This window comes from Actinocatenispora comari (assembly GCF_017312725.1).
Classification (GTDB): Bacteria; Actinomycetota; Actinomycetes; order Mycobacteriales; family Micromonosporaceae; genus Actinocatenispora; species Actinocatenispora comari.
Map to the genome: position 1 here is coordinate 64,194 of NZ_BOPO01000147.1, position 18,801 is coordinate 82,994.

Consider the following 18,801-nt stretch of genomic DNA (forward strand, 5'->3'; position numbering starts at 1 on the left):
AAGCGCACGTGGCACCATCCGACCAGGTTTCGTCGCACCGGAAGGACCTCTCGATGCCCAGACCCCCCGCCGTCGGTACCGCCGCACCAGACTTCGCGCTCCCCGGCATCGTGCTGCCGGCCCCGGCGGCGGCGAGCCGCCGGGACACGTACCGGCTGTCCGGGCACGCCGCCCGACCGCTGCTGCTCGCGTTCTACCCCGGCGACGACACGCCGGTGTGCACCCGCCAGCTGTGCTCGTACTCCGAGGGGCTGGAGAGCTTCGATGCGGTCGGCGTGGACGTGTGGGCGATCAGCCGGCAGGGTCTGGACAGTCACGAGAGCTTCGCGCGCAAGCGCGGGATCGGGCTGCCGTTGCTGTCCGACACCGACGGCGCGGTCGCGAGCGCGTACGGGATCGCGGTGCCCGGTCTGGGGCTGCGCCGGTCGGTGTTCCTGGTGGACCCGGACGGTGTCGTCCGGTGGCGGCACGTCGCGCTGGTCGGCCTGAGCTTCCCGTCGCGCGACGAACTGCTCGCCGCCGTCGCCGCCCGCTGACCGCACCGACACGGTCGTTCCCCGACCCGGCCGGGTCGGGGAACGACGAGCAGCCGGCACCCGCAGCGGCGGCCGGTCAGTCGGTGCCGGACTCCATGGCGGCCTGGTCGAGGAGGGCGTCGTCGGCGGAGACGGTGCCGCGGGAGGCGATCGCCTGCGCGCCGCCGGCCGGCATCGCACCGATCAGCCCGGTGGACGCGGCCTGCTCGGCCCCGATCAACGCCGGTTGGGAGGCCGCGCCGACCATCCCGATCCCCGCGTACTGCTCCAGCTTGGCCCGGGAGTCGGCGATGTCGAGGTTGCGCATGGTCAGCTGGCCGATCCGGTCCAGCGGGCCGAACGCGGAGTCCTCGGTGCGCTCCATCGACAGCTTGTCCGGGTGGTAGCTGAACGCCGGGCCGGTGGTGTCGATGATCGAGTAGTCCTCGCCGCGGCGCAGCCGCAACGTCACCTCGCCGGTCACCGCGGTGGCCACCCAGCGCTGCAGCGACTCGCGCAGCATCAGCGACTGCGGGTCGAGCCAGCGGCCCTCGTACATCAGCCGGCCGAGGCGCCGGCCCTCGTTGTGGTAGCTCGCGACGGTGTCCTCGTTGTGGATCGCGTTGACCAGCCGCTCGTACGCGGCGTGCAGCAGCGCCATGCCCGGCGCCTCGTAGATGCCGCGGCTCTTCGCCTCGATGATCCGGTTCTCGATCTGGTCGGACATGCCCATGCCGTGCCGGCCGCCGATCGCGTTCGCTTCCAGGACCAGGTCGACGGCGGTGGCGAACTTGGTGCCGTTGATGGTGATCGGCCGGCCCTGCTCGAACCCGATCGTGACGTCCTCGGTGGCCACCTCGACCGCGGGGTCCCAGAACCGGACGCCCATGATCGGGTCGACGAGCTCGATGCCGGCGTCCAGGTGTTCCAGCGCCTTCGCCTCGTGCGTGGCGCCCCAGATGTTCGCGTCGGTCGAGTACGCCTTCTCGGTGCTCGCCCGGTACGGCAGGGCACGGGCGGCGAGCCACTCCGACATCTCGGTGCGGCCGCCGAGCTCGCCGACGAAGTCGGCGTCCAGCCACGGCTTGTAGATGCGCAGCGCCGGGTTGGTGAGCAGCCCGTACCGGTAGAAGCGCTCGATGTCGTTGCCCTTGAAGGTGGAGCCGTCGCCCCAGATCTGCACGTTGTCCGCGAGCATCGCGCGCACCAGCAGGGTGCCGGTCACCGCGCGCCCCAGCGGCGTGGTGTTGAAGTACGTCCGGCCGCCGGAGCGGATGTGGAACGCGCCGCAGGCGAGCGCGGCGAGCCCCTCCTCGACGAGCGCCGCCCGGCAGTCGACCAGCCGGGCCACCTCCGCCCCGTACGCGTGGGCACGGCCGGGCACCGACGCGATGTCGGGCTCGTCGTACTGGCCGAGGTCGGCGGTGTAGGTGCACGGCACGGCACCCTTCTCGCGCATCCACGCGACCGCGACCGACGTGTCGAGACCGCCGGAGAAGGCGATCCCGACCCGTTCACCGACTGGGAGAGATGTCAGCACCTTGGACACGAGTAAGAGTATATGCACATGACTGCATGTCCATGCAATCGACCGGCCGGGTGTCGCCGCCCACTCCTCGAATCCGCCGCCGCAGTATGGTGGCAAATCCGATCAGTGCGGAAGGAACCGCTCGAAGCGCAGGCGACCCGGCCGCAGGCGCCGGCGGCGGCCGGCGTTCGGCCGCCGCCGCGCGCATTGCGGATCCGACGCCTCAGCGTCGGGTCAGCCGCAGCACCGGAATGATCCGCGAGGTCTTCCGCTCGTAGCCGGCGAAACCGTCCGACATCTCCTTGAACCGGGCCCAGGCGGCGTCGCGCTCCGGCCGCGGCAGGTCCTGCGCCGTGACCTGCACGACCCCGTCGTCCGGGGTCTCGATCGACACGTCGGGATGCGCGAGCAGGTTGTGGTACCAGTCCGGGTTGTGGTCGGAGCCGCCCGCCGACGCGGCGATCAGCCAGGCGTCCGGCGACTCCCGGACCGCCGCGACCGGGTTGATCCGCTCGGTGCCGGTGCGGGCACCGCGATGATGCAGGAGCACGAGACCGCGTCCGAACCCCATGGTCTGCACGGTGCCGTCGTTGTGGCGAAACTCGTCGATGATCTGTTGGTTCCAGTCAGCCATCGATCCAGTATCGCCCGCCGGTCCGACCGCCCCGGCGCCGCGCGACGCCGGGGCGGTCGGGTCAGTGCCGGTCCGGGAGCAGCAGGAGGGCGTCGCCGACCGGGCGTTCACCGGCGGCGTCGGACGGCGAGTTGAGCACCGATCCGTTCACCACCATCGTGGTGGAGCCGCCGCCGTCCAGGTTCATCGCCTGCCGCAGCCCCAGCGACTTCGCCACCGCCGCGGTCTCCGGGATGCTCAGCCCGAGGCTGTCGGTACTGCGGCCGTCGGCGGTGATCAGCACCAGCCGGCCGCGTGCGTCGACGCCGGCCACGGTGCGCGGATTGCGCTTGTGCACCCAGCCGTAGTAGAAGCTCGGCCCGGCCGGCTCCACCATCCCGTCCTGCGCCACGGTCACGTCCAGCCGCCCGTCCCGTACCAGCAGCGGGCCGCCGTTGACGATCGAGGTGTGCCGGGACGGCCGTACCGTGTGGCCGCGCGCGTCGACCAGCCGCGAGCCGATCGCCAGGTGCGCACCCACCGGGGCCAGCGCGACCAGCGCCGCCGCGTCGGTACCGGTGGCCTGCAGCACCCGGCCGACCGCCGGCACCGCACCGCCGCGCTCGTCGGCCACCGAGACCACCCGGTCCCGGGCGTCCAGGACCACCTGGGCGCCGTCGCCGGTGGGCAGCTGCGCACCGTACGCGGCGTCGAACGCGATCACCTCGTCCGGGTCGGTGCAGGTGACGTCCTGCTGCGGCGCGTCGGTGTACGAGTCGTCGGGCGTGCCGCCGCAGTTGCGGATCAGCCCGGGCACCCGGTTCAGCCCGTCCAGGGTCAGGGTGGCGTCGCCGTGCCGGACGTCGCCGCGCCACCACAGCCGCTCGATCCCGGTGTTCGCCGCGTCGTCGTGCACCACCAGCGCGGGCCGGCCGTTCGTCGCCTCGCTCTCCACCCGGCCGTCGTAGACGCCGATGCCGGCCGGGTCGCCGGGCGCGCCGGCCTTCGGGTCCAGGACGAAGAAGCCGGCATTGACGCCGGCGAACGCGCCGGACGCGGCGGCCAGCGCGCTGGTCGTCTCGCGCCCGACGAAGTCCGGCCCGTACGAGTCGAGCAGCCGGCCGTGGAACCGCCGCGGGTCGATCGTCAGTACCTGCAGGTGCCAGGTGCCGCGGGAGGGGGCCGCGCCGGCGTCGCCGTCCCAGCCGGTGTAGACGGCGCTGCCGCCCAGGCCGGTCGCCTTCACCGCCTTGAGCTCTGCGGCCAGCGCGGCGGAGCTGGCCGCAGAGCCGACCCGGACCCGGTACCCGAGGAACCCGCCGGTGTCCGCGGTGGGCGGCGTGTCCACCGTCTCCAGCCGGGCGTCGATGCCGGCGTCGTGCAGCGTCTGCCAGGTCTGCTGGGCGGCGGCGTGGGAGGTGGTGATGGCGGTCTTCGGGGCGTCCGGGTCCGGGTTGCCGGCGTCCGGCGCCGACACCTCGATCGTCCAGAAGTCGGTGGTGTCGGGTACGCCGCGGGTGATGGTGGTCAGCGTGACGCCCGGCTGCAGCTGCTGGGTCTGCCGGGACTCGGGCAGGTCGGCGGCGCCGAGCGGCAGCCCCGGCCGGTGGGTGTCGGGATGCGCCGCGGCCGGTGCGGCGACGGCGGACAGGCTCGCGGCGAGCGCGACGGCGCCGATCAGTACGCGCCGGCGTCGACGGAAGAAGGGTGACATGGCACGGGTCCTACCACCTGCGCATCGTGTCGGCAATGCCGTCGGCGATGTCGCCGGTCGCCCGCCACCGCCGGTTCCGGCACCGGTCGTCGCCCGTTCGCCCGCGATGCCGGTACCGGTTCGGTGGCGCCCGTGCCGGTTTCGGCCGGCCGGCATCGGGTAGCCGCAGCCAGAGAACCCACCCTCGTACTGCGGAGGCGCCACCATGCCCCACGACAGCCGGTTTCGCCGCGAGCTCGGTCAGCAGCTGCGGGTCGACTCGGTACGGGCGTCGGCGGCGGCCGGTTCCGGCCACCCGACCTCGTCGATGTCGGCCGCCGACCTGCTCGCCGTCCTCGTCGACGGTCACCTGCGGCTCGACTACTCCGATCCCAGCAATCCGGACAACGATCACCTGATCTTATCCAAGGGCCACGCGTCCCCGCTCTACTACGCGGTGCTCAAGGCGGTCGGCGCGATCGACGACGCCGAGCTGCTCACCTTCCGCAAGTTCGGCTCCCGGCTGGAGGGCCACCCGACGCCGCTGATCCCGCCGACCGACGTGGCGACCGGTTCGCTCGGCCAGGGGCTGCCGATCGGCGTGGGCCTGGCGCTCGCCGGCGCGCGGCTGGACCGCACCGGGTACCGGACCTGGGTGCTGTGCGGCGACTCCGAGCTCGCCGAGGGGTCGATCTGGGAGGCGTTCAACTACGCGGGCTGGGCGAAGCTCGCGAACCTGACCGCGATCGTCGACGTGAACCGGCTCGGCCAGACCCGGGAGACGATGTTCGGCTGGGACCTGGACGTCTACCGGGACCGGGCGCTCGCGTTCGGCTGGCACCCGATCGAGGTGGACGGGCACGACGTGGACGCGATCGACCGCGCGTACGACGAGGCACAGGCCACCACCGACCGGCCGACCGTGATCCTCGCCCGTACGGTGAAGGGCAAGGGGGTGGCGGCGGTCGCCGACCAGCCGGGCAAGCACGGCAAGCCGCTGGACGACCCGGACGCGGCGATCGCCGAGCTCGGTGGCGAGCGCGACCTGCACGTGTCGGTACCGCATCCGGAGAAGGCGACGCCGCACACCTTCGCCGCGCCCGGCGCCGCGCCACCGCGCTACGAGCTGGGGGAGCAGGTCGCCACCCGGGCCGCGTACGGCAAGGCGCTCGCGGCGCTCGGCTCGGCCCGCGGCGACATCGTCGCGCTCGACGGCGAGGTGTCCAACTCGACCCACGCCGAGGACTTCCGCGCCGCCCATCCGGACCGGTACTTCGAGATGTTCATCGCCGAGCAGCAGCTGGTCGCCGCCGCGGTGGGCATCCAGGTACGGGGCTGGGTGCCGTACGCGTCGACGTTCGCGGCGTTCCTGTCCCGCGCGTACGACTTCGTCCGGATGGCCGCGATCTCCCGCGCCGACCTGCGGCTGGTCGGCTCGCACGCGGGCGTGTCCATCGGCCAGGACGGCCCGTCCCAGATGGCGCTGGAGGACTTCGCGGCGCTCCGGGCGGTGCACGGCTCCTGCGTGCTGCACCCCAGCGACGCCAACCAGACCGTGCAGCTGGTGGCGGAGATGGCCGACCGGCGCGGCATCTCGTACCTGCGCACGCTGCGGGGGGCGACCGAGGTACGCACCCCGGCGGACGAACCGGTGCACATCGGTGGCAGCCGGATCGCGCTCGGCCCGGACGCCACCGACGTGGCCGTACTGGCCTGCGGGATCACCCTGCCCGAGGCGATCGCCGCGGCGCAGCGGCTGGCCGCCGAGGGCATCCGGGCCCGGGTGCTGGACTGCTACTCGATCAAGCCGCTGGACCGCGACGCCGTGCTCGCCGCGGCGGACGAGTGCGAGCTGCTGGTCACCGTCGAGGACCACTGGTCGGAGGGCGGTCTCGGCGCCGCGGTACTGGCCACGCTCGCCGACGCCGGGCGCAAGGCGACGGTGCGTCGCCTTGCGGTACAAGGGATGCCGGGGTCCGGTACGCCGGCCGAACTGATGCACGCGGCCGGCATCGACGCGGACGCCATCGTCGCCGCGGTCCGCCGGTCCTGACGTCGGCGGCGCCGGCCCGGATCAGCGCCGGCCGACGGCCGGTGGGGTGGCGCGGAACCGGGGCGGCGCGGCGCGCGGCGTGCGGCGGCGCAGGTGCCAGCGCCAGCCGGCGCCGACGGTCAGCGCGGCCGTGCCCGCGACCAGGGCCGCCACCAGGCAGAACGTCCGGTCCACCGCGGCGGCCATGCCGACCAGCAGGATCGCGCAGACCAACAGGGTGCCGACCGCGGTGCGGTAGAGCCGGCGGGCCTGCTGGCTGACCGGTGCGAGCCGGCCGAGCCGGTCGGCGAGCGCCGGATCGTCCTGCTCGACGGCCCGCCCGATGATCTCCAGTTGCCGCCGCTCGTACTCGGTCAACGACATGGCCCTGCCTCGTGGACGTAGCGTGACTGTGGGCGCTCCTCGGGCCGGATGCCGCGGGCCGGTGCGAACCGGCCGGGACCGGCACCGACCCGGTACCGCCGAGCCCCAGTGTGCCAGTGCGGCGACCGCCCGACGCCGTACTGTGACCGGGCCGACGTGTGAGCTGCGCCGGGCCGGGAATCGGATCGAGTGGATGTCCATAGTGGAGGGTCGGCGCGTCGGCCGGCCGGCCCGCCGGAGACCACACCCTATGATGTGCCGCATGACCACGCGCGGCTACACGGCGACCAAACCGCAGCTGCTGACCCGGCTGCGCCGCATCGAGGGCCAGATCCGCGGCATCGAGCGGATGGTGGACGAGGACCGGTACTGCATCGACATCCTCACCCAGATCGCGGCGATCCAGGCCGCCCTGGACAAGGTGGGCCTCGGCCTGCTCGACGGGCACGCCCACCACTGCATGCAGGAGGGGGCCGAGGAGGGCCGCGCGGACGAGATGACCGAGGAGATGATGTCCGCGGTCGGCCGGCTGCTGCGCCGCGGCTGACCGAATCCGGCCGTACCGATGCCCGGATCGCCCCGCAGGCTGCCCGATCGGCGTCCGCACTCGGCGCACCGGCCTCGCTGCCGTACCGTTCTGCTGTCGGTGTGAGATCGGAGGTATGGCGTGGTTGCCCTGAACGCGAAGACGGTCCGGCAGCTGCCCGACGAGGTGGTCGTGCCGGGGTACGACCGCAGCCGGGTGACGGTGGGCATCGTGCACCTGGGTGTCGGCGGCTTCCACCGCGCGCACCAGGCGATGTACCTGGACCGGCTGATGGCCGCCGGCGAGGCGCTGGACTGGGGCATCTGCGGTGTCGGGGTGCTGCCGGCGGACCGGGCGATGGCCGACGCGCTGGCCGCCCAGGACCACCTGTACACGCTGGTGGTCAAGCACCCGGACGGCCGGTACGAGCCGCGGGTGATCGGGTCGATCGTGGACTACCTGTTCGCCCCGGACGACCCGGAGGCGGTCATCGAGCGGATGGCCGCGCCCAGCACCCGGATCGTGTCGCTGACCGTGACCGAGGGCGGGTACAACCTGCACCACGTCACCGGTGAGTTCGCCGCCGACAACCCCGACGTGCAGCACGATCTGGCGCCCGGGGTGGCGCCGAAGACCAGCTTCGGGCTGATCGTCGAGGCGCTGGCGCGGCGGCGGGCGCGCGGCATCGCGCCGTTCACCCTGATGTCGTGCGACAACCTGCAGGGCAACGGCGAGCTGTCCCGGCGGGTGTTCACCGCGTTCGCCCGGCTGCGCGATCCGGAGCTGGCCGACTGGATCGAGGCGAACGTCCGGTTCCCGAACTCGATGGTGGACCGGATCACGCCGGTCACCACCGACGCCGACCGGGCCGAGATCGCCCGCCGGTTCTCCGTCGAGGACCGCTGGCCGGTGGTGTGCGAACCGTTCACCCAGTGGGTGCTCGCCGACGACTTCGGCGCCGGCCGCCCCCCGTACGAGAAGGTCGGCGTGCAGGTCGTCGACGACGTCGAACCGTACGAGCTGATGAAGCTGCGGCTGCTCAACGCCAGCCACCAGGCGCTCGCCTACTTCGGCCACCTGGCCGGCTACCGGCTGGTGCACGAGGCGGCCGCCGACCCGCTGTTCGCCCGGTTCCTCCGGCAGTACATGGACCGCGAGGGCACCCCGACGCTCGCCCCGGTGCCGGGTGTCGACCTCGACGCGTACCAGTCGAGCCTGCTGGAGCGGTTCGCGAACCCCGAGGTGCGCGACACGATCGCCCGGCTGTGCGCGGAGAGCTCCGACCGGATCCCGAAGTGGCTGCTGCCGGTCGTGCGGGCGCAGCTCGCCGCCGGCGGCCCGATCGATCACGCCGCCGCGGTGGTGGCGAGCTGGGCCCGGTACGCGGAGGGCGTGGACGAGCAGGGCGAACCGATCACCGTCGTCGACCCGCTCGCCGACCGGCTGATGGCCGCGGCGAAGCGCCAGCGGGCCGAGCCGCTCGCGTTCCTCGCCGACCGCAGCGTCTTCGGCGACCTGATCGACGACGCCCGGTTCACCGCGTCGTACCGCGCGAGCCTCGACTCGCTGCACTCCGTCGGCGCCCGCGCCACCCTGGAGAAGCTCGTCGCCGACTGATCCCCGCCGCTCAGCCGACCAGCGGGACGAAGGTACCGGTGCCGATGCTCACCGCGAGCGCCACGGCGGCGAGCAGCACCCCGAGCGCCAGTACCAGCCGGTCGGCGCCGGTGAACGGGTGCCGGCGGGCGAAGGTGCGCGGGGTGCCGGCGTCGAAGCCGCGCGCGTCCATCGCGGTGGCCAGCCGGCCGCCCCGCCGTACCGCGCCGACCAGCAACGCGAACAGGGTGGCGGCGAACAGCCGGAAGCGGGCCAGCGGGTTCGCCCCGGCGTCGATGCCGCGGGCCCGCCGCGCCAGGCCGAGCAGTTCCCACTCGTCGGCCAGCAGCGGCAGCAGCCGGTACGCGGCGAGCGCGCCGATCGCGAACCGGGCCGGCACCCGCAGCTGCTGCACCAGGCAGTCGGCCAGGTCGGTCGGGTCGATGGTGGCGAACGCGACCACCCCGGGCAGCGCGATCGCGAGCACCCGCAGCCCGAGCGCGCCGCCGCCGGCCAGGCTCACCGAGGACAGCTGCAGCGGACCGAGGTGCAGGTAACTCGTCCCGCCCTGGTCGGCGGCGAACAGCATGTTCGCGCAGCCGACCAGCACCGCGCCGACCAGCACCGGCCAGCCGCGGCGCAGCAGTCGCCGGTAGCGCAACCCGCCGAACGGCAACGCCACCAGCACCCCGACCAGCGCCACCGTCGGGGTCACCGGGTCGATCGAGGCCAGTACGGCCAGCGACACGGCCAGCGCGGCACCGAGCTTGGCCAGCGGGTTGAGCCGGGAGACGGGGGCGTCCGGTGGAGCCGCGGCCGGCGCGATGCGCATCACGCCACCTCCGCCGGTGCGGTCAGCCGGCCGCCGGCCAGCGTGACGGTACGGTCGGCCAGCGCGTCCACCAGGTCGGTGTCGTGCGTGACGACCGCGAGCCCGCGCCCGTCGTCGGCCAGCTCGCCCAGCAGCGCCACCGTCTCCCGCCAGGTACGCAGGTCCTGGCCGAACGTCGGCTCGTCCAGCACCAGCAGTCGCGGCGCGGCCGACAGTGCGGTCGCCACCGACAGCCGGCGCTGCTCGCCCCCGGACAGCGAGTACGGGTTGGCGTCGGCGAGCCGGCTCAACCGCAGCCGGTCGAGCAGCTCGTCCACGGTGGCGGCGATCTCGGCGGCCGGGCGGTGCAGCCGGCGCGGCCCGAGCGCGAGCTCGTCACGTACCCGGGCGGCGACGAACTGGTGTTCCGGGTTCTGGAACACCGACCCGATCCGGCCGGCGAGTGCCGCGGCCCGCCACCGGTGCGGCGGTCGGGCCGCGGACCGACCGCCCCGCGCCGAGGCCGCCGCCCGGTCGGTCCCCGCGATCGGTCGGCTCGCCGTCGACCGGTCGGTCAGCGCCGGTTCGGCGACCACCCGGCCGGTACCCGGTGCGAGCAGCCCGCCGAGCAGCAGCGCCAGCGTCGACTTGCCGGATCCGTTGTGCCCCAGGACCGCCAGCACCTGCCCGGCCGGTACCGAAAGGTCCACATCGGACAGTGCCGGGGTGCTGCGGTCGCGGTGCGTGTAGCCGAGCCGCTCGGCGCGCAGCAGCGTCGGCCCCGCGGTACGGGACGGGTGCGTCCCGGCGGGCCCCGAGCCGGGCACCCAGACCCCCTGCGCGGCCAGCGTCTCGCCGTGCTCGGCGAACACCTTCGCCGGCGGCCCGTCGACCGCGATGCCGCCGCCGGCCGCGAGCACCACCACCCGGTCGACCAGCGGCAGCGCCTCGGCGACCCGGTGCTCGACCAGGATCATGCTGCGCCGCCGGTCGGCCAGCGCGCCGGCGATCGCGGCGCGCACCAGCTCGGCGCCGGCCGGGTCGAGGTTCGCGGTCGGCTCGTCGAGCAGCAGCAGCTCCGGGTCCGGCGCGAGCACCCCGGCCAGGGCGAGGCGCTGCTTCTCCCCGCCGGACAGTGCATCGGTGGCCCGGTCGCGCGGGTAGCCGAACCCGACGGTACGCAGCGTCTCGTCCACCCGCGGCCAGATCGCCGCCGGTGGTACGCCCCGGCACTCCAGCCCGAACGCGACGTCGTCGCCGCTGCGCGCCATCACCAGCTGCGTCTCCGGGTCCTGGAACAGGATCCCGGGCCGGTGCGTACCGCCGGGCGGCCGGCCGTCGAGCAGGATCTCGCCGGCCGACTCGCCGGTGTCGGTGGGCAGCAGCCCGGCGATCCCGGCGAGCAGCGTGGACTTGCCGGCGCCGGAGGCGCCGAGCAGCAGCACCCGCTCGCCCGGCTCGACGTGCAGGTCGACGTCGCGGACGGCCCAGGCCGAGCGGCCGGCGTGCCGCCAAGAGAAGCCGCGTACCGCAAGGGTGGTCATGGCATCACACGGTGCGGGCGCGTTCGCGGCCGGCACCGAACCGGTCGAGCACCCCGGTACCGGCCATCGCCCGCACCAGCGCCCAGCCGAGCAGCCCGGCGAGCACCGCGCCGCTGACCGCGCCGAAGCCGGTGTAGGCGAACTTCCAGCCCCACGCCCAGCTCGGGTAGTAGGTGAACCACTCCCAGACCGTCGCGAACACCGCCGCCGCGGCACCCGCCAGCATCGCCACCGGCAGCTTGAACACCCGGTAGGCGAACACCGCGAAGATCAGTTCGGCGCCGAGCGCCTCGACGAACCCCTCCAGTACCGAGGTGAGGCCCCACTGGTTGCCGATCAGCGCCTCCACCAGCGCCGCGATCACCTCGACGAACAGCGCCGCGCCCGGCTTGCGGACGATCAGCCCGCCGAGCACCGCGCCGAGCATCCAGATGCCGACGCCGAGACCGCCGGCCGGCTTGAAGAAGTCGAACGCCGTCCCGAACACGCCCCACAGCAGCGACCACGCCCAGAAGACGACGCCGATCGCGACGCCGAGCACCGCCGCCACGACGATGTCGATCGTGCGCCATCTCAGGCTGCGTGTCGTGTCACCCATCGCTGTACCTCCCAGTCCGTGAACCAGGAGGAGCCACCCGTACCCGGCCATGCCGGACACGGCGACGTGCCGCGACGAGACGCCGACGGCACGCCGAACTGCGTGAGATCCAACCGAACTCCCTGCGCTGGCATTACCCAGATCAGGTTCGAGGGTCTGCGACCCGGCGGCACCGGTGTCGCACTCTCAGCGTCGTGCGCTCCCCTGTCGATATGCGAGAACCGTCCGGCCCTCATGTTGTCGACCTCGACCCTAGTGCCCAGCCGCGCGCAGCTCAATCGCCCGCGTCGACGGTGTGCCCGCCCTAACAGACGCCAGCGGTACGGGCGGCCCGATCGGCCCCGGTGGGTCGGGGGAGATGATTCACAGGGTGTTCGCAGGCTGTTGGTCGGTGGCCGCCGGGTTGACGTGACAGCCTCGAACGCGTTGGCATCCGCACCCCCCGGATCGGGAGGACGAATGATCAGGCGCTGGGGAGCCGTCCTGATGGCGGCGGCCGGTCTCACCGTCGCGGTGAGCGCGCCGGCCGCGGCGAGCAGCAACACCCCGCGGATCCGGCACCACACGCCCAGCCAGACCGGGCGGCCCAGTCAGACCGGGCGGCCCAACCAGACCATCACCTTCGCCCGCACGCCCGATCTCGCCGGCCCGGTGATCCGGGTGACGGCGCGCGGCCCGATCAACGGCTTCGGCACCGCCCAGGTCGTCGACTTCGCCGGCGACGAGGCGACCGGTGGCTTCCGCGGCATCTGGGAGCTGGCGTTCGGCGCCGACACCATCCGCTACCAGTTCCGTGGGGTCGCCCGGGATCAGCGCCCGGACCGGTCGACACCGGCCGAGCTCACCGGTCCGACCGGCCTGCTGGTGCCGGTCGCCGGCGTCCAGCGGGCCGCGCGTGACCTGCCGCAACGGTACGACGCGCTGGTCGCCGGCGACTTCCGGTTGCTGGCGGGCACCGGCCGGCTGGCCGGAATCGGCGGTTCCGGCACGTTCCGCGGCTTCACCTTGCCGGGCGAGGTGTCTCCGGCCCTTCCGGCCAGCGACTGATCGCCCGTCCGGCCAGCGACGGCACGCTGTGTGTGATTTGGCTACCTGCGGGTAACACCGACGAGTAGCCTCGACAGTGCAGCCGGAGCAAGGGGGCCGAGATGACGGCGACCGTACGCGACGAGCACCCGGGCGGACACGTCGACGAGGCGACCGCCCGCCAGGCGGCCGAGCAGGCCCGCGAGACCGAATGGCGCAAGCCCAGCTTCGGCAAGGAGCTGTTTCTCGGCCGGCTGCGGCTGGACCTGGTCCACCCGCACCCCGAGCCGGACCCGGCCGACGTCGAGCGCGGCGAGGCGTACCTGGCACGGGTCCGCGAGTTCGCCGCGACCCGCATCGACGGGCGCCGGATCGAGCGCGACGACCGGATCGACGACGACACCCTGCGCGGCCTGCGCGAGCTGGGCGCGTTCGGGATGAAGATCGACCCGGCGTACGGCGGGGTCGGCCTCTCGCAGTACTACTACGGCCGGGCGCTGATGGTCGTCTCCTCGGCGTCGCCGGCGGTCGCCGCGCTGCTGTCCGCGCACCAGTCGATCGGCGTACCGCAGCCGCTCAAGCTGTTCGGCACCGAGGAGCAGAAGCGCAGGTACCTGCCGCGGCTCGCGGCCGGCGAGATCAGCGCGTTCCTGCTCACCGAGCCGGACGTCGGCTCCGACCCGGCTCGGCTGGCCACCAGCGCCACCCGTACCGACGACGGCGGGTACCGCATCGACGGGGTGAAGCTGTGGGCCACCAACGGGGTGCTCGCCGACCTGCTGGTGGTGCTGGCCCGGGTGCCGGACGCCGGGATCACCGCGTTCGTCGTCCCGGCCGACGCCGAGGGCATCACCGTCGAGCGGCGCAACTCGTTCATGGGCCTGCGCGGCCTGGAGAACAGCGTCACCCGGTTCCACCGGGTGTACGTGCCGGCCGCCGACCGGATCGGCGCCGAGGGCCAGGGCCTCAAGATCGCTCTCACCACGCTGAACACCGGCCGGCTCGCGCTGCCCGCGCCGTGCGTCGGCGCCGCGAAGTACAGCCTGGCGGTGGCCCGCGAGTTCGCCGCGGCCCGGGTGCAGTGGGGCAAGCCGGTCGGCGCGCACGAGGCGGTGGCCGGGCAGCTCGCCGAGCTGGCCGCCGGCACGTACGGGATGGAGGCGGTGCTCGACCTGTGCGACCTGCTCGCCGACGACGACCGCAACGACATCCGGATCGAGGCCGCGATCGCCAAGCTGTACGCCTCCGAGCTCGGCTGGCGCATCGTCGACGCGGCGATGCAGATCCGCGGCGGCCGCGGGTACGAGACGGCCGACTCGCTGGCCGCCCGCGGCGAGCGCCCGATCCGTACCGAGCAGCTGCTGCGGGACATGCGGATCAACCGGATCTTCGAGGGGTCCAGCGAGATCATGCGGCTGTTCATCGCCCGCGAGGCGGTCGACCAGCACCTGTCGGTCGCCGGTGAGCTGATCGACCCGACGGTGTCGGTGCCCGGCAAGGCGCGGGCCGGTGCGAAGGCGGGTGCGTTCTACGCGCACTGGCTGCCCGGCCTCGCGGTCGGCCGGGGCCAGAACCCCGCCTCGTACGCCGAGTTCGGGCCGCTGGCCCGGCACCTGCGGTACGTGGAGCGGGCCAGCCGGCGCCTGGCCCGCTCCACGTTCTACGCGATGGCCCGCTGGCAGGGTGGGCTGGAACGCAAGGAGCGGTTCCTCGGCCGCATCGTCGACATCGGCGCCGAGCTGTTCGCGATGACCGCCGCCTGCGTGCGCGCCAGCCGGGACGAGCGGGCCGGCTCGCCGCACGCGACCGCCTCGGCGGAGCTCGCCGACCTGTTCTGCGTGCAGGCCACCGCGCGGGCCGACGCGCTGTTCGATGCGTTGTGGCGCAACGACGACGAGCTGGAGCGGCGGGCCGCGGCGCGGGTGCTCGACGGCCGGTACGCCTTCCTGGAGGAGGGCATCCTGGCGCCGAGCGACGACGGTCCCTGGGTGGCTCACCACGAGCCGGGCCCGGCCACCGTCGCCAACCTCCGCCGGCACGTCCCGCGCTGACCCGCCACCCGCGTCGACCGCGGTGTCGAGAGGCACGTGCTTGCCCCTCGACACCGCGGGCGGCGGCGGGTCAGCGGTGCCGCAGGCAGAACTCGTTGCCGTCCGGGTCGGCCAGGACGGTCCAGTCGACGTCGCCCTGGCCGATGTCGAGCCGGGTCGCGCCGAGGGCCAGCAGCCGGTCGAGCTCGGCCCGCGGATCACCGTCCGGCGCGAGGTCGAAGTGCAGCCGGTTCTTGCCGAGCTTGGGCGCGACGGGCGGGCCGCCCCAGGTCACCTTGGGGCCGCCGTGCGGCGATCGGATGGCGGTCTCCTCGTCCTGGTCCCACACCAGCGGCCAGCCGAGCGCCTTGCTCCAGAAGTACCCGACGGCCTGGGAACCGTCGCAGGCCAGCGCGCCGAGGAAGCCGCAGTCGGCGAGGAACCTGTTGCCGGCCGGCAGCACGCAGAACTCGTTGCCGTCCGGGTCGGCCATGACCGCGTGCTCGGCGTCCGGGCCCTGACCGATGTCGATGTGCCGGCCGCCGAGCTCCAGCGCCCGGGCCACGGTCTGCTCCTGATGCTCGGCCGAGCTGCTGGTCAGGTCGAAATGGATCTGGTTCTGGTCGCGTTTGGGCTCGTCCGAGGCCAGACATCGGATCCGGAAGCCGGTGTCGTCGGTGGGTGTCAGCGCGGCGCCGGCCGGGTCGTCCGCCCGATCCCAGCCGAGCAGGCCGGCCCAGAAGCGGGCCAGCCCGGCGGGGTCGGGGGAGTCGAAACACAGTGCGTCGAGTGTTGCCATTCCGGGTCTCCGATCCATCCTGGCCGGAGCGGGTCTCCGGCTGTGAGAAAGGCCACGCTAAGCAGCTCGCGGGTCGCGCCGCAACCGGATTGGCCGGACTCACCGGTGGCTCTGCCAGGACCGCTCAGCCGTCCACCGCGTCGAGCAGTGCGCGGCCGAGCCTGGCGTGTGCCCGTACCGCCGGGTGGGTGCCGCCGTAGTCGTCCGGATCGGGCAGCCGGTCGGCGAGGAACACGAAGGTGGCCGCCGGCACGTCGTCGGCGTCGAACACGATGCCCACCTCGTGCCGGCAGTCCTCGTCCGCGCCGTGCTTGACCGCCACCCGCCGGCGCTGCGCCGACGGCAGGTCCCGGCGCACCCCGTCGCAGTACCCGGGCTGCGCCCACCGCATCGCCCGCAGCACCGTGCCGGTACCGGCCGGCGACAGCAGCGTGCCGGACCCGAGCCGGCGCAGCAGTTCGTGCGTCTCCCGGGCGGTGGTGGTACCGAGGAAGAAGCGTCGCTCGTCGGCCGGCAGCGGCTGCACCCGGGTGTGCCGGAACCCTTGCGCGGCAAGGAAGTCGTTGATGCGTGGGCCGGGGAGCAGCCGGCCGATCAGCCGTACCGCGGTGTTGTCGGAGCCGGTCACCAGCGCCACCAGCAGGTGCGCCGCGGTCAGCCGGTCACCGAAGGCCGCCTGCAGGTGCAGCGTGCCGGTGCCGTCGGCGACCAGCTCCGCGGTCAGCTCGACGGTGTCGGTCAGGGCCAGCTCGCCGCGGTCGACGGCGGCGAGCACCGCGCACGCGATCGCCACCTTCTGCACGCTCGCCGCGACCACCACGGCGTCCGGATCCACGTCGACCACGGCCTCGCCGAACAGCGTCAGGTACGAGTGCCAGCGGCCACCGGCCGCCGCGGCGCACCGCTCGTGGATCGCGGCGAGCCGGTCAGCCCGCGCAGGACGGGCAGTCACCGAAGATCTCCACCGTGTGCGAGACCTGCCGGTACCCGTGCTCGGCGGCGACCTTCGCGGCCCACTGCTCGACCGCCGGGCCGGCCACCTCCACCGTCGCGCCGCACCGCCGGCAGACCAGGTGATGGTGGTGGTCCTCCTGCCGGCACCGCCGGTACAGGTGCTCGCCGTTGGGCGGGCGCATGGTGTCCACCTCGCCGGCGTCGGCGAGCGCCTGGAGGGTGCGGTACACCGTGGTCAGGCCGACGGCGTCGCCCTGCCCGCGCAGCATCGCGTGCAGGTCCTGCGCGCTGCGGAACTCGTCCACCTCCGACAGCAGCTGCATCACCGCCGCCCGCTGCCGGGTCGCCCGCCCCATCGGCCGTCCCTGGGTCACGAACCCTCCCCGGCGGCGACGGCCGGCTCGGTGGCGTCCCGGTCGATCGGCTCCGGTTCGCGCGCGTGGCTGACCGCGTCGGCGACGATGTGCGCGACGTGCTGGTCGGCCAGCGAGTACGCGATCTCGCGACCGCGGCGCTGGCCGCGCACCACGCCGGCGCCCTTGAGCACCCGCAGGTGCTGGGAGACCAGCGGCTGCGGCGCGCCGATCGCGTCGACCAGCTCGTGCACGCAGCGCGGGCCGGCGGCGAGCTCGGTGACCACCGCGATGCGCAGCGGCGCGGCCAGCGCCCGCAGCAGCTCACCCGCCGCCTGATAGCTCTCGGACGCGTTGGGCATGCTCATCGGCCGCACCACGGGCAGCACGTGACGACAGCGGTCATGTCCCCACCGTATCGCTCCACCGGCGGCGGCCGAGCGGGCCGACGGCCGCTCAGCTCAGCTTGACCACCGCGATGACCACCAGCACCGCGATGAGCAGCAGTTGCATCGCCCGGCGGGCGGCCAGCAGCCGCGGCCAGGTCACCCGCAGCACCGCGACCAGCCCGGCCGCGATCAGCAGCAGCACGATCGCGCCGACCAGCCCCGGGGCGAACAGCCCGACCAACACCACGGCCAGGGCGAAAAGGAACACTCCGGTACGCGGCAGCCCGGCCAGCCAGGCGAGCAGCACCTGCGCCCGCCGTACCACCGGTGAACCTTGCGACATAGCCACAGACCCTAACGCGGTGGCGACGGTCGGTGGGGCCGCGCACGGACGAAACGGATCGAGCGCGGCGACGGGCCGGTGCCGCGCACCGGCGCCGGGCGGTACCGGTAGCGTTGCCGGCAACGAGGTACGGATCGATGCGTGGGGGACGTCGTGCTGGTGGTCAACCGGTTCGTGCTGGGCGCCGGCCAGCTCGACGAACGGGACGTGACCGGGCCGGACCCGGACGCCGAGCGCGACTTCCTGGCCCGAGCCGAACCGGCGCTCGCGGCACTGGCCGGCTGCCCCGGTTTCGTGCACGGCGAGCTGGGGCGCGCGGCCGACGACCCGACCCGCTGGTGCCTGGTGACCCGGTGGGCGTCCATCGGCGCGTACCGGCGGGCACTCGGGTCGTACCAGGTGAAGATCGCGGCCACCCCGCTGCTGGCCGAGGCGGTCGAGGAGCCCACCGGGTACGAGGTGTTGCGCAGCGCCGACCCCGACGGCATCCGCGCCGAGGACAGCGATCGGACGCCGGGCGAGGCCAACCGCCCGCCGCGGCGGTAACGGCATGGCCCGCCGGCGCGAATCTCCCCTCGCCAGGGCGTGTCGTGGCGCCCGCGGCCGGTCGGACGCCGGGACACGGACCAGCCTCGGCCGGCAACGGTCGACCGCGAGTGGTGTGGCGACCACACATCGGTCACGCCCGACAGGTGGTGCCCCGGCTGGTTACGATCACCGCAAACCAGCAGACCGGGGGAGCCGACCGAACATGATCGTCAGCGGGGCGTGGGGGGAGTGCGGATGACCGGTCCCACCGGTGACACCCCCGAGCCGACCCGTCCCGCCGCCACGCCGCCCGCCGGTTCCCCGCCGGGCTGGACGCCGCCCAGCCCACCTGGCGGGCACCCGGCCTGGACCCCACCGTCGTCGCCCGCCGCGCCCCTGCCCGGCAACCCGCCACCGTCCGTCCCGCCGTCCGGCAGCCCGCCACCGCCCGCGGCCGCACCGTCCGGTGCTCCGGGAGTACCGCCGTCCGGTGCTCGCGGTGTGCCGCCGTCCGGTGCTGCCGGTGTGCCGCCGGCGGG

The 18,801-nt window shown here is 74.0% G+C and carries 19 protein-coding genes and 1 riboswitch; of the genes, 7 read left to right on the plus strand and 12 right to left on the minus strand.

What is annotated here, in order from left to right; all coding sequences use genetic code 11:
- Positions 1 to 53: 53 nt before the first annotated feature.
- On the plus strand, positions 54 to 536 hold the full coding sequence (locus tag NUM_RS34340) for a peroxiredoxin (protein ID WP_207129107.1): 483 nt from the start codon (positions 54 to 56) through the stop codon (positions 534 to 536).
- A gap of 76 nt (positions 537 to 612) precedes the next feature.
- Here the strand turns inward: NUM_RS34340 and argG are convergent, their stop codons facing one another.
- The 3 genes from argG to NUM_RS34355 all read right to left on the minus strand — a co-directional run bounded on the left by argG (position 613) and on the right by NUM_RS34355 (position 4,370).
- Positions 613 to 2,064 (minus strand): argininosuccinate synthase, encoded by a 1,452-nt coding sequence (gene argG, locus NUM_RS34345; protein WP_207129108.1) that lies wholly within the window; start codon positions 2,062 to 2,064, stop codon positions 613 to 615.
- A gap of 202 nt (positions 2,065 to 2,266) precedes the next feature.
- Positions 2,267 to 2,677 carry a nitroreductase/quinone reductase family protein gene (locus NUM_RS34350; protein WP_207129109.1) on the minus strand — a complete coding sequence of 137 codons (411 nt, stop codon included), beginning with the start codon at positions 2,675 to 2,677 and terminating at the stop codon, positions 2,267 to 2,269.
- Positions 2,678 to 2,738: 61 nt separating this feature from the next.
- Positions 2,739 to 4,370 (minus strand): phosphodiester glycosidase family protein, encoded by a 1,632-nt coding sequence (locus NUM_RS34355; RefSeq protein ID WP_207129110.1) that lies wholly within the window; start codon positions 4,368 to 4,370, stop codon positions 2,739 to 2,741.
- Between the two features lie 205 nt (positions 4,371 to 4,575).
- Between NUM_RS34355 and NUM_RS34360 the strand changes: the two genes are divergently transcribed.
- Positions 4,576 to 6,402, plus strand: a complete 1,827-nt coding sequence (locus NUM_RS34360; protein WP_207129111.1) for a transketolase — start codon at positions 4,576 to 4,578, stop codon at positions 6,400 to 6,402.
- Positions 6,403 to 6,423: 21 nt separating this feature from the next.
- On the opposite strand, the gene NUM_RS34365 is transcribed toward NUM_RS34360, so the two are convergent.
- Positions 6,424 to 6,765 carry a DUF3040 domain-containing protein gene (locus NUM_RS34365; RefSeq protein WP_207129112.1) on the minus strand — a complete coding sequence of 114 codons (342 nt, stop codon included), beginning with the start codon at positions 6,763 to 6,765 and terminating at the stop codon, positions 6,424 to 6,426.
- 253 nt (positions 6,766 to 7,018) lie between these two features.
- Between NUM_RS34365 and NUM_RS34370 the strand changes: the two genes are divergently transcribed.
- Positions 7,019 to 7,312, plus strand: a complete 294-nt coding sequence (locus tag NUM_RS34370) for a metal-sensitive transcriptional regulator (protein ID WP_225919041.1) — start codon at positions 7,019 to 7,021, stop codon at positions 7,310 to 7,312.
- Between the two features lie 120 nt (positions 7,313 to 7,432).
- Positions 7,433 to 8,908, plus strand: a complete 1,476-nt coding sequence (locus NUM_RS34375) for a mannitol dehydrogenase family protein (protein WP_207129113.1) — start codon at positions 7,433 to 7,435, stop codon at positions 8,906 to 8,908.
- A 10-nt stretch (positions 8,909 to 8,918) separates the two neighbouring features.
- Here the strand turns inward: NUM_RS34375 and NUM_RS34380 are convergent, their stop codons facing one another.
- Genes NUM_RS34380 through NUM_RS34390 form a run of 3 tightly spaced genes read right to left on the minus strand, consistent with a single transcriptional unit; the run spans position 8,919 to position 11,840 of the window.
- Positions 8,919 to 9,719: an energy-coupling factor transporter transmembrane component T family protein gene (locus NUM_RS34380; RefSeq protein ID WP_207129114.1), complete on the minus strand. Its 801-nt coding sequence runs from the start codon at positions 9,717 to 9,719 to the stop codon at positions 8,919 to 8,921.
- On the minus strand, positions 9,719 to 11,242 hold the full coding sequence (locus tag NUM_RS34385) for an ABC transporter ATP-binding protein (RefSeq protein WP_207129115.1): 1,524 nt from the start codon (positions 11,240 to 11,242) through the stop codon (positions 9,719 to 9,721). The genes NUM_RS34380 and NUM_RS34385 overlap by 1 nt, the downstream gene beginning before the upstream one ends.
- Positions 11,243 to 11,246: 4 nt before the next feature.
- Positions 11,247 to 11,840 carry an ECF transporter S component gene (locus NUM_RS34390; protein WP_207129116.1) on the minus strand — a complete coding sequence of 198 codons (594 nt, stop codon included), beginning with the start codon at positions 11,838 to 11,840 and terminating at the stop codon, positions 11,247 to 11,249.
- A gap of 101 nt (positions 11,841 to 11,941) precedes the next feature.
- A riboswitch (TPP riboswitch) is annotated at positions 11,942 to 12,056 on the minus strand.
- A gap of 243 nt (positions 12,057 to 12,299) precedes the next feature.
- On the opposite strand from NUM_RS34390, the gene NUM_RS34395 reads away from it, so the two are divergent.
- Positions 12,300 to 12,887 carry a hypothetical protein gene (locus NUM_RS34395; RefSeq protein ID WP_207129117.1) on the plus strand — a complete coding sequence of 196 codons (588 nt, stop codon included), beginning with the start codon at positions 12,300 to 12,302 and terminating at the stop codon, positions 12,885 to 12,887.
- 101 nt (positions 12,888 to 12,988) lie between these two features.
- Positions 12,989 to 14,917, plus strand: coding sequence for an acyl-CoA dehydrogenase family protein (locus NUM_RS34400; protein ID WP_207129118.1), 1,929 nt, complete (start codon positions 12,989 to 12,991; stop codon positions 14,915 to 14,917).
- 70 nt (positions 14,918 to 14,987) lie between these two features.
- Here the strand turns inward: NUM_RS34400 and NUM_RS34405 are convergent, their stop codons facing one another.
- From NUM_RS34405 to NUM_RS34425, 5 genes are all read right to left on the minus strand, one after another.
- A complete protein-coding gene (locus NUM_RS34405; protein ID WP_207129119.1) occupies positions 14,988 to 15,695 on the minus strand; it encodes a VOC family protein in 708 nt (235 codons plus the stop codon).
- 124 nt (positions 15,696 to 15,819) lie between these two features.
- Positions 15,820 to 16,647, minus strand: a complete 828-nt coding sequence (locus NUM_RS34410; protein ID WP_225919040.1) for a serine hydrolase — start codon at positions 16,645 to 16,647, stop codon at positions 15,820 to 15,822.
- Positions 16,622 to 17,005 (minus strand): Fur family transcriptional regulator, encoded by a 384-nt coding sequence (locus NUM_RS34415; protein WP_203965945.1) that lies wholly within the window; start codon positions 17,003 to 17,005, stop codon positions 16,622 to 16,624. Before NUM_RS34415 ends, NUM_RS34410 begins: the two co-directional genes overlap by 26 nt.
- A gap of 14 nt (positions 17,006 to 17,019) precedes the next feature.
- Complete coding sequence (locus tag NUM_RS34420; protein ID WP_207129120.1) at positions 17,020 to 17,370, minus strand: ArsR/SmtB family transcription factor; 351 nt, start codon at positions 17,368 to 17,370, stop codon at positions 17,020 to 17,022.
- Between the two features lie 88 nt (positions 17,371 to 17,458).
- A complete protein-coding gene (locus NUM_RS34425) occupies positions 17,459 to 17,734 on the minus strand; it encodes a DUF6703 family protein (protein WP_207129121.1) in 276 nt (91 codons plus the stop codon).
- A 141-nt stretch (positions 17,735 to 17,875) separates the two neighbouring features.
- Here NUM_RS34425 and NUM_RS34430 point away from each other — a divergent pair, with 141 nt between their 5' ends.
- A complete protein-coding gene (locus NUM_RS34430) occupies positions 17,876 to 18,280 on the plus strand; it encodes an antibiotic biosynthesis monooxygenase family protein (RefSeq protein ID WP_370467116.1) in 405 nt (134 codons plus the stop codon).
- The last annotated feature ends 521 nt before the right edge of the window (positions 18,281 to 18,801 follow it).

What these genes read in the sequence shown, in the direction of transcription:
- NUM_RS34340 (WP_207129107.1), top strand. Translation starts at nt 54, where the DNA reads ATGCCCAGACCCCCCGCCGTCGGTACCGCCGCACCAGACTTCGCGCTC.
- NUM_RS34350 (WP_207129109.1), bottom strand. Translation starts at nt 2,677, where the DNA reads ATGGCTGACTGGAACCAACAGATCATCGACGAGTTTCGCCACAACGAC.
- NUM_RS34355 (WP_207129110.1), bottom strand. Translation starts at nt 4,370, where the DNA reads ATGTCACCCTTCTTCCGTCGACGCCGGCGCGTACTGATCGGCGCCGTC.
- NUM_RS34360 (WP_207129111.1), top strand. Translation starts at nt 4,576, where the DNA reads ATGCCCCACGACAGCCGGTTTCGCCGCGAGCTCGGTCAGCAGCTGCGG.
- NUM_RS34365 (WP_207129112.1), bottom strand. Translation starts at nt 6,765, where the DNA reads ATGTCGTTGACCGAGTACGAGCGGCGGCAACTGGAGATCATCGGGCGG.
- NUM_RS34370 (WP_225919041.1), top strand. Translation starts at nt 7,019, where the DNA reads ATGTGCCGCATGACCACGCGCGGCTACACGGCGACCAAACCGCAGCTG.
- NUM_RS34380 (WP_207129114.1), bottom strand. Translation starts at nt 9,719, where the DNA reads ATGCGCATCGCGCCGGCCGCGGCTCCACCGGACGCCCCCGTCTCCCGG.
- NUM_RS34385 (WP_207129115.1), bottom strand. Translation starts at nt 11,242, where the DNA reads ATGACCACCCTTGCGGTACGCGGCTTCTCTTGGCGGCACGCCGGCCGC.
- NUM_RS34390 (WP_207129116.1), bottom strand. Translation starts at nt 11,840, where the DNA reads ATGGGTGACACGACACGCAGCCTGAGATGGCGCACGATCGACATCGTC.
- NUM_RS34395 (WP_207129117.1), top strand. Translation starts at nt 12,300, where the DNA reads ATGATCAGGCGCTGGGGAGCCGTCCTGATGGCGGCGGCCGGTCTCACC.
- NUM_RS34400 (WP_207129118.1), top strand. Translation starts at nt 12,989, where the DNA reads ATGACGGCGACCGTACGCGACGAGCACCCGGGCGGACACGTCGACGAG.
- NUM_RS34405 (WP_207129119.1), bottom strand. Translation starts at nt 15,695, where the DNA reads ATGGCAACACTCGACGCACTGTGTTTCGACTCCCCCGACCCCGCCGGG.
- NUM_RS34415 (WP_203965945.1), bottom strand. Translation starts at nt 17,005, where the DNA reads ATGGGGCGGGCGACCCGGCAGCGGGCGGCGGTGATGCAGCTGCTGTCG.
- NUM_RS34420 (WP_207129120.1), bottom strand. Translation starts at nt 17,370, where the DNA reads ATGAGCATGCCCAACGCGTCCGAGAGCTATCAGGCGGCGGGTGAGCTG.
- NUM_RS34425 (WP_207129121.1), bottom strand. Translation starts at nt 17,734, where the DNA reads ATGTCGCAAGGTTCACCGGTGGTACGGCGGGCGCAGGTGCTGCTCGCC.